13 protein-coding genes and 1 riboswitch are annotated in these 12,651 nt (G+C 46.4%); of the genes, 6 read left to right on the top strand and 7 right to left on the bottom strand.

Annotated elements, in window-relative coordinates:
• Window positions 1-106: 106 nt before the first annotated feature.
• The 3 genes from JCM2765_RS03350 to pyrF form a co-directional block, all read right to left on the bottom strand.
• Window positions 107-955, bottom strand: coding sequence for a hypothetical protein (locus JCM2765_RS03350; protein WP_054733730.1), 849 nt, complete (start codon window positions 953-955; stop codon window positions 107-109).
• 167 nt (window positions 956-1,122) lie between these two features.
• Window positions 1,123-1,755 (bottom strand): orotate phosphoribosyltransferase, encoded by a 633-nt coding sequence (gene pyrE / locus JCM2765_RS03345; protein WP_054733727.1) that lies wholly within the window; start codon window positions 1,753-1,755, stop codon window positions 1,123-1,125.
• Entirely contained in the window at window positions 1,748-2,470 is a 723-nt protein-coding gene (gene pyrF, locus JCM2765_RS03340) for an orotidine-5'-phosphate decarboxylase (protein WP_156301660.1), read from the bottom strand. The genes pyrE and pyrF overlap by 8 nt, the downstream gene beginning before the upstream one ends.
• 702 nt (window positions 2,471-3,172) lie before the next feature.
• Here pyrF and JCM2765_RS03335 point away from each other — a divergent pair.
• The 5 genes from JCM2765_RS03335 (at window position 3,173) to JCM2765_RS03315 (ending at window position 7,974) form a co-directional block, all read left to right on the top strand.
• A complete protein-coding gene (locus JCM2765_RS03335) occupies window positions 3,173-4,408 on the top strand; it encodes an MFS transporter (protein WP_054733723.1) in 1,236 nt (411 codons plus the stop codon).
• A 218-nt stretch (window positions 4,409-4,626) separates the two neighbouring features.
• Window positions 4,627-4,716, top strand: a riboswitch (TPP riboswitch).
• A gap of 139 nt (window positions 4,717-4,855) precedes the next feature.
• Window positions 4,856-5,428: an ECF transporter S component gene (locus JCM2765_RS03330; RefSeq protein WP_054733721.1), complete on the top strand. Its 573-nt coding sequence runs from the start codon at window positions 4,856-4,858 to the stop codon at window positions 5,426-5,428.
• Window positions 5,429-5,445: 17 nt separating this feature from the next.
• Window positions 5,446-6,900 (top strand): ABC transporter ATP-binding protein, encoded by a 1,455-nt coding sequence (locus JCM2765_RS03325; RefSeq protein WP_054733718.1) that lies wholly within the window; start codon window positions 5,446-5,448, stop codon window positions 6,898-6,900.
• Window positions 6,897-7,553 carry an energy-coupling factor transporter transmembrane component T family protein gene (locus JCM2765_RS03320; protein ID WP_054733715.1) on the top strand — a complete coding sequence of 219 codons (657 nt, stop codon included), beginning with the start codon at window positions 6,897-6,899 and terminating at the stop codon, window positions 7,551-7,553. Before JCM2765_RS03325 ends, JCM2765_RS03320 begins: the two co-directional genes overlap by 4 nt.
• A 70-nt stretch (window positions 7,554-7,623) precedes the next feature.
• Window positions 7,624-7,974: a hypothetical protein gene (locus JCM2765_RS03315; protein ID WP_054733713.1), complete on the top strand. Its 351-nt coding sequence runs from the start codon at window positions 7,624-7,626 to the stop codon at window positions 7,972-7,974.
• A gap of 94 nt (window positions 7,975-8,068) precedes the next feature.
• Here JCM2765_RS03315 and JCM2765_RS03310 read toward each other — a convergent pair whose 3' ends face one another.
• The 4 genes from JCM2765_RS03310 to JCM2765_RS03295 form a co-directional block, all read right to left on the bottom strand.
• The gene (locus JCM2765_RS03310) at window positions 8,069-8,662 is read right to left on the bottom strand and encodes a hypothetical protein (RefSeq protein ID WP_054733710.1); all 594 of its coding nucleotides are present in this window, start codon (window positions 8,660-8,662) and stop codon (window positions 8,069-8,071) included.
• Window positions 8,663-8,989: 327 nt separating this feature from the next.
• Entirely contained in the window at window positions 8,990-9,829 is an 840-nt protein-coding gene (locus JCM2765_RS03305) for a DegV family protein (protein ID WP_054733707.1), read from the bottom strand.
• Between the two features lie 205 nt (window positions 9,830-10,034).
• Window positions 10,035-11,213 (bottom strand): site-specific integrase, encoded by a 1,179-nt coding sequence (locus tag JCM2765_RS03300; protein ID WP_054733704.1) that lies wholly within the window; start codon window positions 11,211-11,213, stop codon window positions 10,035-10,037.
• A gap of 82 nt (window positions 11,214-11,295) precedes the next feature.
• Window positions 11,296-12,240 carry a helix-turn-helix domain-containing protein gene (locus JCM2765_RS03295; protein WP_054733702.1) on the bottom strand — a complete coding sequence of 315 codons (945 nt, stop codon included), beginning with the start codon at window positions 12,238-12,240 and terminating at the stop codon, window positions 11,296-11,298.
• Window positions 12,241-12,397: 157 nt separating this feature from the next.
• On the opposite strand from JCM2765_RS03295, the gene JCM2765_RS03290 reads away from it, so the two are divergent.
• Window positions 12,398-12,586 (top strand): hypothetical protein, encoded by a 189-nt coding sequence (locus JCM2765_RS03290; RefSeq protein WP_054733700.1) that lies wholly within the window; start codon window positions 12,398-12,400, stop codon window positions 12,584-12,586.
• Window positions 12,587-12,651 lie beyond the last annotated feature (65 nt).

Genomic DNA, 12,651 nt, shown 5'->3' with positions numbered 1-12,651 from the left:
AATGAGTTGATAGTTCAAGTTTACCACATCCGTCAGTCACTACCCGAACGACGTTTTCAAATCAAAATAAGTCAGCTTCCTGATTGAGAAAGCTGACTTAATCAAACTAACTTGGATCCGGTGCTGCAGCATAGTATTTTACGCCACCAACCGTATAAACACTTCTATAATAAGGATCACCGCCAGTTTTCACCGTAACAGTCTGCTTCTTGTTGGTTACGGTTAACCGATAACGCAGATTACCGGTTTTGCGGACGTGCTTATCCTTGTAACCCGTCAAATGATACTTGGTGTAGTAATACGTGGTGTTGCCATGGGTGGTTACTTTACGAATCGTCACCGAGTGGATGGGTTTCACCGGAATTTGAGTACCCTTCTTCAACGCATAGGTTTCCAAATAACCATCCGTTGTTGCCACCAACATGCGCGTTTGAGAGGCATACTTTGCGGCGTTATAAAGAACCGCTTGATCGCCATTTGCCGTTTCAGCCTTAGTTAGCATCTGACTTGGCGTCGTGATTGGCGTCAACTTGCTAAGTTGAGACGTTGTCCCACTTGATGTCCAAGAACCACCAGCGTGAACTTTCGGCCAATTCTTCCGGATGTGAGAACTTAACACCTTAAAGTTAAACCGAGCGTAAGGCTTAACATCGCCTGTGACATAACTACCGCTACCATCAATCTGACCATAGACAATGGTATTCTTCGGCAAAGTTACCGACTGCGTAGTGCCATATAATTTGATCTTAAGCGCCGCATTCAACCGGTAATAGCGATAAGATTGCGGTTGGGTATAAGTCAGATTAACCGTTGTATTCCCCACCTGAACCGGAATTGTTTTGAGACTTGCTTCAAAGGCTGAGCTATCAGCAGAAGCGGAAGTTGCCCCAATTCCCGTCAATGCAATCAACGCTGTTGTTAACCCCGTTACCGCAAGCGCATGCCATTTTTTCATATTAAACGCCCCTATTCTATCTCAAACTATGTATCAACATCACAATGAGTATACCATTGTGATGTTGTTTCAAATAATTTCCACTGCCGATATTAACAATTCTTTAATTCAAAAAGCCTGCCAGCATGATACTCACCGACAGGCTTTTACGTTTCAATTCACTTTAATTACGCTTCCCACTTCCACGGGTCTTCACGCCACTGCTTCAATGATGCCAGTTCCGCATCCGTAATATCATGCTTTTCATTAGCCAGTTCAACCAACGTACTGTAGTTCGTCAGCGTGTGTAATGACAATTTAGCATCATTAAAGTTCTTGGTGCTATCTGGCAATTCGTAAGAGAAAATCCCCAAGACGCCGAGCACCGTCGCGCCTGCTGCTTGAACGGCCTTAGCGGCACCCAGAACACTGCCACCAGTTGAAATTAAATCATCAATCAATACAACTTGGTCGTCCGCAGTCACTTGACCTTCAATTTGCTTCCCAGTCCCGTGATCCTTAGGCTTTGAACGCACGTAGCTCATTGGCAAGCCTAAACGATCAGCGACCAAAGCAGCGTGAGGAATCCCAGCTGTGGCAACCCCGGCAATCACCGTTGCCGTTGGAAAAGTCGTCTTGATATAGTCAGCTAAACCATCCGCAATGTGTTGGCGAACCTTTGGAAAGGCAATCGTCCGGCGGTTATCGGTATAGATTGGTGCTTTGATACCGCTGGCCCACAGGAACGGCTTGCTTGGTGATAAGGTAACGGCGTTGATGTCTAATAAATCAGCTGCGATTTGGCGTGCAATTTCAGTCATTTGATAGTCCCCATTCTTTTGCGATAGTTTGGTATGCTGCTACTGGATCACTGGCTTTGGTGATCGAACGACCGACCACTAACCCGTTACTGCCTAATCTGGCGGCTTCGGATGGCGTCACGACCCGTTTTTGATCATCAACGCTGTCGCTGGCTAACCGAATCCCGGGGTTGATGCATAAGAAATCTTGTGACGTTGCTTGGTGAATTCGAGGATCTTCCAAAGCGGAGGAGATGACGCCATCTGCGCCACTCTCCTGGGCTAATTGGGCGTAGTGCTTAACGGATTCAGCTAAGCTGACCGTGACCAATTGTTCGTCTTGCATCTGTTCTTCGGAAGTCGAAGTTAATTGCGTGATTGCCAACAACTTAGCTGGTTTCACGCCGGCTTTTTCGCTCCCGCGTAACAAGCCCTGCTTAGCTCGGCGAATCATTTCAGCGCCACCAGCGGCGTGCACGGTCACCATTGACACTTCTTGTTGCCCTAACTGATACATCGCTTGTTCAACCGTGTTCGGAATATCGTAGAGTTTCAAATCCAAAAAGACGTGAATGCCCCGTTTCCGTAATTCAGCTAGAATCTTAGGGCCTTCAAAGTAGAAGAGCTCCATCCCAACTTTTACAAATAAGTTCTCTTGGTGGTCAAATTGATCTAAAAACGCGAACACTTGCTCTTTATCTTCAAAATCTAACGCAATAATAATTGGCCGCACGATTCTCGTCACCTTTCTTTGCAATCAACCCGCTCAGTCATTTTCGTTTACCACCTGCGTAAAAAAACCGTTCAGCTCACGGCTAAACGGTTCACTCGTCCCCACAAGAAGTGGCGGTTGGTCGTAAACTTATTAGTCTCTCTGGGCTAAGTTAAAGTTATCTATTTGATTTAAGCTTAACGCAGGGAGCGATTTGCGTCAAGTACGTTTTAATTACGATAGTGTGCGGAGCGAGACGGGTTGAGAGCGTAATGTAAGGGCACTTCGGTGAAAGCGCCCGGGCCTGGCGGTTTTATCGAAGCCCCTTACATGCAGCTCTCAGTCTCGCGCAGCACGACTCGACGAAGTCAGAAGCCTATCTGCCATTCGGCGTGGTGGCCAGAAAGCGCGTGGTTGACAAGTTTCTTAAACTTTAGGAACCCTAGAAATAACAGCCAAAGTGGCGCCGAATTTTGTAGCCTGAGAGCGCCGGTTTCATGCGGCTTTGGCGAGCGAAGCGACGATAAACAGCCTTCGCACAAAATTCACCCAACACTGTCACTGGACACAAACGTAAAGAAGTAACAAACCACTCACACAACATCAAACCTCAAAACTTCCGCTTGCATCAATCTCAAATCTATGGCAAAATACTCCCAACAACTACGGCACGAACCGTAAAAAATAACGCTTGCCTGTGAGCAAGCATTTTGGAGGAACTGAATAATGGAAACATCAACTGTACGCGACCACGCGTTAACAACCAACCAGAAGTGGACGATTGCGTCAACCTCGGCGGGCTTTGCACTAGAGAACATGGACGTTTTATTTCTCTCGTTTGCCCTATCGTCGATCATCGCTGATTTACATATCAACGGTGCCGCAGCCGGATTGATTTCATCGATCACTAACTTAGGGATGTTAGCGGGTGGTATTTTGTTTGGCCTGATTGCCGACCGTTTTGGCCGGGTGCGGACCTTCTCCCACACCGTTTTCATTTTTGCTTTCGCCACTGCTGCCATGTATTTTGCTAGCAACATCACTTTGGTTTACATCTTCCGCTTCATCGCCGGCGTTGGGGCTGGTGGGGAATACGGCGTTGGGATTACGCTGATTGCTGAAAACTTCAACCGCAACAAAATCGGTAAAATGACGTCGATTGCCGCGATTGGCGGTCAAGTTGGGGCGATCCTCGCTGCCATCTGCGCCGCAATCATCTTACCAATGCTCGGCTGGCGCGCCCTTTTCGTCTTCGGCCTTGTGCCAGTTGGATTGACCTACTTCATCCGTCGCCACCTACACGAAAGCGACGAATTCATCGCCGCTCGCAAAGCTGAAGTTGACCCCAAGAAGACGGTTCGCATCAGTGCCCTCTTCAAAACACCAGCCTTAGCTTACCAAACCGTTGCCTTAATGGTCATGGTGGTCGTTCAAATCGCCGGTTACTTCGGGTTGATGAACTGGTTGCCTTCCATCATGCAACAAAAGCTTGGCTTGAGCGTTTCTGGCTCTTCCGTTTGGATGATCGCCACCATCGTTGGGATGAGTATCGGCATGATGACTTTCGGCAGCATCTTAGACTACTTCGGTCCACGGCGGGCGTTTGGTATCTTCCTGATTGCTTCAGCCATCGCGGTATTTGGCATCACCCTTGCCTTTAACCAAGTCACCTTGTTGATTGCCGGTGCCATTCTAGGCTTCTTCTCCAACGGGATGTTTGGCGGTTACGGTGCGGTCATCAGCCGCCTGTACCCAACTGAGATTCGCTCAACTGCCAACAACGTGATCGTCAACGTTGGTCGGGCCATCGGCGGATTCTCATCCGTTGCCATCGGTTTCCTGATGGACCACTACTCACTGATGGTCGTCATGGGCTTCCTAGCCGTGCTCTACCTAATCAGCTTCGTCACCATGCTGACGATTCCAAACTTAAAGCGGTTGGGACAGGTCAACGAAGCTTAGTGACGAACCGCTAAACTCACTGAATGCATCAAAATAAACACACGCTATGGTCTTTAGCCTAGCGTGTGTTTTTAGTTTCCCGAATAACCATTAATTGATCGTCCACCCCACTATCGATCACACGTAAGTCCATGCTCGACTAATCCCGGTTTGGCACAGACCAATCAGAGATAATCATTGCAAAATACCCGGCTGGCGTGTAGACTTTAGAGTGAACTAAACGTTATCTGGGGTGCCTTTTGGCTGAGATACACCCATTGAACCTGATCTGGTTAGTACCAGCGAAGGGAGCATAATACTTTTTTAATCGCGATTAATTAATCATAAAAGCCAAAAGGACGAGCCAGAGATGAACTAACGTTTATCTCTGGCTCGTTTTGCGTCCGACGTTGACTTGATCACTCAACGTCACCGTTTAGGCCATATTATTGAAAGAAGGACTTATTCATGAAATATTCTAACGCATGGCATTTACGCGACATTATCTTACTTGCATTGATCGCTATTTTCTTCGGGGTTATTTACTGGGTCATTGGACCGGTCTACAACATCTTGACCGTGGCTATGACGCCAATTGGCTTAGGCCCCGCTGCCAACGACATCTTAATGGGCGTTTGGTGCATGGCCGGTCCACTGGCTGGTTACCTGTTCAAAAAAGTCGGTTCGGCAACCTTAGGTGAATTCTTGGGTTCCGTGGTTGAAATGTTTTTTGGCGGCCAATGGGGCGCTGCAACCATGATTTCCGGGGTCGTTCAAGGGGTCGCTTCCGAACTCGGCTTCGCCTTCACTGGCTACAAGCGTTACGACTGGTTCAGCCTGAACCTGAGTGTGTTGACCACCACCATCGTGACCTTCGCTTGGGACATGGCACGTAACGGTTACGCCGCCTACCACCTTGGTCTATTAGTGGCCCTCTTCGTCATTCGGTTAATTTCCATGTTTATTTTCGGCGGCTTGATTTCTAGAGCCATCGTTAACCTTCTCGACCGCACCCACTTGCTTCCACAAACTTCTCGTTAGAATTGAGGTCTCACACCATGGCAACCGTTTCTGTCAATCAACTTTCATTCGCATATCCGAGTAACGATGACGCCAACGTTGACGCTCAGTTGACTCTGGATCAGCTTTCAACGGAATTTCCAACGGGGCAGTTTTCACTGCTCACCGGCCCATCCGGTTCTGGCAAATCCACCCTGTTGAAACTCATCAGTGGCTTATACCCCCAGTTTGCGGGACATCAAGTAGCTGGCGAGATTACGCTGGACGGCCAACCGGTTGACCAAATCGACGCTGAGCACCGCGCAGCAATGGTCGCCATGATGTTTCAAAATCCCAATGAGCAGTTCGCCATGGATACCGTGGAAAATGAACTGATTTTCACCTTGGAAAACCAACAAGTAGCGCCTAGTGAGATGGCTGATCGCGTTGACCACGCCTTGACCTACGTTGGCATCGATGATCTACGTCACCGGCAACTGAACAGTTTATCTGGTGGTGAAAAGCAAAAGGTGGCTTTAGCAGTTATCGTTGTTATGGCCACTGATACGATTCTCTTGGACGAACCCTTTGCCAGCGTTGATCCTGATGCGCGGCAAGTATTATTGGCGAAGTTATCTCAACTGCAACGCGAAGAACATAAAACAATCATCATTGCTGATCACGATTTGGAAGACTACGCACCACTAGTGGATCAGATGTACCTGCTAAACGCTGGTGGCACCGAACTCACCCATCTCAGTTCTACCGAGGCCAGTGATCGATTGAACCAGTTTACACGCGAAACCGTCACCGAAACGTCACTAGCACTGCCTAAGCCAGAGGATGAACAGGCTCTGATTACCCTTGACCACTTGCACCTGCAAGCTGGCGAACGGGTTTTACTAGATCAACCCGACTTTAAGTTCTATCAAAACCGTGTCACCCTACTGACAGGGCTAAACGGTTCTGGTAAATCAACCTTATTGACCGCGATTGCTAAACTGCGACGCTACGATGGCTCCATTAAACTAGCGGATAAAGAAGTCAGTAAACTCCGCCCCAAGCCACTTTACCGGCAACTTGGCTTAGTCTTCCAAGATGCTAGTCAGCAATTCTTAAACGTGACCGTAGCAGAAGAACTCGACCTTTCCTTGAAGAATAGCCAGCAAGCCGACTACTTCCGGGACAAGCTCGACGGCTTTTTAACCGAGTTACACCTCGATGGCCTTCAAGAACAGGTCGTCTACTCACTAAGCGGCGGCCAGAAAAAGAAGCTTCAAATTTTAGAAATGCTGATGATGGCCACGCCCGTCCTGTTATTTGACGAACCCTTTACCGGTCTGGACTTTACGTCGTTACAACAGATTCTGCAACTCATGAAACAGGTCGTTCGCGACTGCCACCAAACCTACATCATTGTCAGTCACCAACTATTCGGCATCGACACCCTGATTGACTACCACGTAGCGTTGGCGGATCAGCAACTTCAGTACGTTGGGAGGCTCGCACAATGAACCCGAGTTTAAAGTTTCTGTTAGCCGTGCTGATTGCACTGGAGATTTCATTTACCAACACTTGGATCGTCAACGTGGTGCTGGCAGCGATTGGCCTGCTCGCAATTCTGATTCACCGAACCCCTTGGAAGCGAGTTGGCCTCTTACTGGTGACGCCGTTGATTCCAGCGGTTGCACTGGCTGTCGCAATTTTGCTACAATCTGACGCCGGTACCCACTTTGCGCTAGTTCTGTTCACCCGGATCTACGCCTACGTCTTCGTGGGGTCTGCCGCTACGTTAACGACGCCGATTGCGGATCTGATTATGTCATTAGAACAAAATGCGCACCTGCCCAGCAAATTCGCCTACGGATTCTTAGGCGCTTTTAATCTATTACCGAAAATTGTGAGTGAAGTGAACATCATTCGGGCAGCTGGTAATATGCGAGGCCAGACGTTGCATTTCTGGTCACCACAGCTCTACTTCAAAGCTATTTTGGCCTCGTTGAACTGGTCCGAAAACCTAGCGGAAGCCATGACGTCTCACGGTTTCGTCGAAGGTGCACCGCGAAGTTTCTACAAAACGGTTAGTGTGAGTTGGCGTGACTGGGCAATTTTAATTGGCAGTTTAATTCTTCTGCAAATTGCCCTCTTTGGGTTACACCTTTCCTAATCATTTTGTAATTTTTCATACCGCTTTTTTCAAGAAAGTTTTATAATATTGATTAAAGAAGGTGATTATCATGGAACGCAACTCACTCAAGTTTACGACCCTCTTCGGCATTGCGCTGATCGTCATTGGATTGCTGCTTGAACTCGGCGGGATCTTCTACCATCCAGGTAGTCTTGAAAGCGCCGAGACTGTTTTCACAGGCGCCATTGCCATCAGCGTAGGTCATGCCTTTTACGGTCTTGATTCACTACCGTTGTCACTAGCACTCACTGCGATCAGTTCCATCGGAATCGGTTACTACGTCTTCGTTCAGACCACTGGCTGGCTCTGGACGATCATCGCCACCATTGCATTTTTCGCTTTTATCGTCGCCCTTTTTCAGCTTCGTGGCTCGATTCGTCATCGTCACGGGACTTGGTAGGACGTCGTTATCTGCGACTGCAAACCTCTTTAATGAAAACGGACTTAGTTGCTTTGCCTGCGCAAAACTGCTAAGTTCGTTTTTAATTTGTCTTTTATTGCGTCACTTTACCAACCACATAGTAACTTGCGCCCCCATTATCTGAACGAAGCAGCTGTCCCTGCTGATTCGTCTGGAACCAAGCCACCGTTGGCGTCGTACTTGGATCCGCGCCCGCCGACTTCATGTTCGCCGACTGGTGATTTTCTTGAACCTGCACGGTATAAATACCGGGTTGGCCCTGACTGACCTGCATCAGCAAATCCTGCCGGGCGTACTGACCACTCAATTGTTGGTAAACTTGGTTGAGGACGCTGGCTTGGCTGACGGTGCCGGTTGTGTTGGCACTCGACGATTTGGTAGTGTTCTTTTGGGTGCTATCTGCTGACTGACTCGAACTCGTTGCAGCCGTTGACGCGTTTGATTGCGTTGTGCTGGTTGCATCGCTAGCACTAGTTGCTGCATCCGATTCACTGCTTGTTGACGCCGACGTTGCTGAATCACTTGATGATTGATCTGACTGCTTGACCTGTTTAGAGGACGCCGTTGACTCTGATTGTGACTGCGACTGTTTGTTCTGCCCACAGCCTCCTAAAACGCCTAACATTAATAGCGGTAATCCCCATTTAACGACCTGTTTGATGTGCATCAGCTCGTCCCCCTTTTTGACCGGTTTGATTACCTTTATTATAGCATAGCGGGTGGGGAAAATTGGGGGTTGGGGGGGTTGTTTTTGGTGGGCTGGGGTCAAGTTTTGGTTTGGCTAAAGGGGCGTTACTTTGGTAAGGATTGAAATGGTCTCTTGACTTGTGATCAATTTGGATCTTACTTGAACCTCTAGGCTTTTATCTAGCCTAAACGTGCCAAAATCGCAGGACCCGGCCATATAAGACAACAAAAGCCTAGCTTCCAAGACCGGGAAGCTAGGCTTTTGTTGTCTTATATTCTGGGTCCTAACCGCGATTTTTGACACTCTCTAATCCGTATAAAACTCCACCGCCAAAGCCCCCACACCCGTATGGGTACTAATAACGGGACCCGCTTCATGGATCGTAATCAGCGTATTAGGCAACGCTTCGTGGATTCGGTTGGCGATTTCGCTAGCTTGAGTCAGATTATCAACGTGGGTCAAGCCAACCTTCGCTGGTGATTCCATTTTGATTCGCTCAACTAGTTCATCCAGTTGTTTGTTCAAGAATCGCTTGCCACGCCCCTTCGCCGCAACTTGGAGTTCGCCGTCCACCACTTCTGCCATCACTTTAATGTGCAACAGACTGGCGATACCACCAGCCGCCTTACTCAGTCGGCCACCTTTGACTAGGTTTTCCAACGTATTTAAGAACACGAAAATTTCGGTGTGTGACCGGTGCAAATCAATCGCTGCCAGAATGTTTTCCATTGGCGCACCGTTCTTCGCCAACTTGGCTGCGGTGATCACCTGAAAGGCCAGACCGCGGTCGATCGATAATGTATCGATGACGGTGACCTTGGTATCAGTCATCTCAGCCGCTTGCCGGGCCGCGTTGACCGTGCCACTTAGAAAATGAGTTAGGTTCAAGCAAAGCACTTCATCGCCATTTTCACCCAAACGGTCGAACACTTCCAAAAATTGACCGATCGATGGTTGACTAGTCTTCGGCAGTTCATCATCGTTAGCCAAATGACTTAAAAATTGGGCATTAGTAATTTGAACACCGTCATTTAAATACTCCTTCGTCCCCAGACGAACGATCAGGGGCACAACGGTAATGGGTAATTCAGCTAATTCTGATTCAGTTAACTGAACAGTTGAATCCGTTACGATTTGAATACTCAATGGGGCCACCTCTTTTGGTCAAGTTACCGAATCAATCGACCACCGGCAAAGTTCTGGGGTGCCCGTTTCGAGATTCGGCGCTATACTAGTACTAGATAATTACAACCATTATACCGTATTTTTCAAGGAATGTTGATATAACTGTGCTAACCGGGCATTTTCGTTGCTAAAGGCTGGACGTGAATGCCCTTTTGAATGCCATCTACTAAGAATTAACGTATTTACTCATGTTTTCAACCGTTTCTTGCTTAGTCGTTTCAGACAAATGGGTGTAAATGTTCATCGTCGTTTGAATGTTTGAATGCCCCATCAATTTCTGCATGGCCTTAATGCTGGCGTGTGATTCAAATAACAGTGAAGCGTAGGTGTGACGCAACCCATGAATACGAATGTACTTCAAATGATACTTCTCGATGATGTGAACTAACCACTGCTGCACGGTTGTTTGAGCTAAAAACGTGTTCTTGCGGTTAGTAAACACCAGTTGATCAGCGTGGGCTTTAACATTGTACCCAGTCATCAGTAGCTGCTGCCGTTGGATCAACTGCCACTTTTTTAGCAACCTAGCCGTATCATCGTCAATATTGATTGACCGGTTAGAACTAGGTGTTTTGGGTGATTGTATGCACGCCCCGCTAGTCCCTTTCGCAAGGGTCTGCCGAACGTTAATCACGTTGTTAACCAAATCAACATTTGACCACTTCAACGCAAGCTGCTCGCCATCACGCATTCCTGTTAATGCCATTACTTTGAAAAACACGCTGACTTGATGACGCCCGGTAATCTTCTCATTATCATCTAAGCAATCGAAGAAGCGTTGTAATTCTTCTTTCGTGTAATAGTTCTCCCAGTCATCCGCCAGCTTAAACTTTTTAGGTCCCGGCGCCGCTTTTGGTTTCGGATGCGTCACCAGCTTGGACGGGTCTTTAACGATCAGGTCAAGTTTAAGTGCGTACTGGAACACCATGCCCGCATACGTCAGCACTTGACGATACGACGCAAGTTCTTTGGCCCACTGATTAACGACCTTTTGCGTATACGGCAGCGTGATTTTATCAATGCAACGATTGCCAAAAGCTGGTAGAATACGGTTAGTAAATAACCGTTGGACGGTTGCCAACGTACTGTTCTTCACAGTTACCCGGTAGCCGACTAACCACTGTTCATACAATTCTTGATACGTAAATACTTGCGAGCGTGCCAGCCCGCTTTTATCGAAGTCCAATTTTAGCCGATTCAAGGCTAGTTGGGCTTCTTTTTTGCGTTTAAAACCACGGCGTGTAGTCTTAACCTTTTTACCAGTGGCCGGGTCAATCCCTAGATAAGCCTGAAACATCCAGAGTTCGCTGCCGGTCTTATCGGTGTACTTCTTAAAGCTTGCCATGCTGTCAGTCCCTTTCGTACCGGTGGGCGGTAGGTATGTAGACATGACACGTAGCAATAGTTAATTTGCAGTTTAACTAGGATCATTTTTCGTAGAAATGGAGCAGACGCAGTAACTTACTTTTAGATTCCGCTTCTTCTAATTTCACTGATTCTAGCACAGACGATCGTAAATCTTTTAACCTATCTTGATTCTTAGCACGTTGAAATATTTTTAATCTTTGTTCTTTATCACGCGTGTCATATAAATGCCATGAATATCTAGGATTATCCACATTGTCCCTGTTACCTTGAGAAAGCATGTTTTCAATGTCCACGGTAAGCTCGATAAGTTGCTCATTAGATATTGTCATATCAAAAGCACCAGGTTTGAGTGGCGTAAATTTTAATAATTGTTTACTTAATTGAGATTTTTTTGTAGTTATCGTATTCCATTCAAACTCCTCCATAGGAGTCAATTCAACTCGAACTATTTTGGTCGGATATTTATTGAAATAGAAATCTGTAATTTCAGCTTTTTTTTGCATTTTTTCTATATACTCATCCGAGTATTTTTCTTTTATTATTCTTATTTTTTCATCAAAATCATCATCATCATCTTCAAAGTATGCAGATTCACCTTTCTTTTTTAGTAAATTTTCAAAATTCATTTCGAGTTTTTCTGTTTCATTCTCCATCTCTCTTCGATGTTCATACGAAATATCTCGCTTAATCTCCGTCACTAAAAATGTGAAAAAATATGAAGTATCGTCAACGGCTTTTATTACAGTTATACCAGTGTTTTTGCTCGAATAAATTGGTATAAAATCCACAACTTCAAATGAAAAACTATCTATGCTTATTAAATCCGATATTGAGATATTTAATGCCTTGCAAATGTCTATCAAAATTCCAATTTTAGTTTTTTCGGGTATAGTTTCAGAATTCTTTAATTGGGATACAGTCGTTCTACCAACATGTGCCAGCTCGACTAATTCAGAAACTGTCATTCCCTCTTTTTCCAAAATTTTTGACAAGTTATTTTTCAAAAAAACACCTCCGCACACAATATACCGTTCAATTTAATGAACGTCAATGTTGTTCTTGACTTTTTTTATGAACCAGCTTATATTTTGATTGTTGAACAAATTTACGGTTATTCCGTTTTGATTTGTTCATAAAAATGAACATTAGGAGAGCGATTCTATGGCTATTCAAAATCAACCCATTAGAGACAGTATTTATGAAGCGCATTTAAAAAATTGGGAGGTAGCAGAGGCCTGTGGCATTGCTGATACAACACTATCAAAATGGCTTCGTACTCCACTCAACGATGACCGCCGTAAGCGGGTTGAGAAGGCTATCGCTGAACTAACTCAGTCGGTTAAGCAGTAGTCATCTGCTACCACGTCACAGCAGAGAGGAGAATTACCATGAGAACAGAGAACTGGAATGGTCAC

The organism is Secundilactobacillus similis DSM 23365 = JCM 2765 (assembly GCF_001311075.1).
Lineage (GTDB): Bacteria > Bacillota > Bacilli > Lactobacillales > Lactobacillaceae > Secundilactobacillus > Secundilactobacillus similis.
This window is presented reverse-complemented; position numbering and strand designations above follow the sequence as displayed.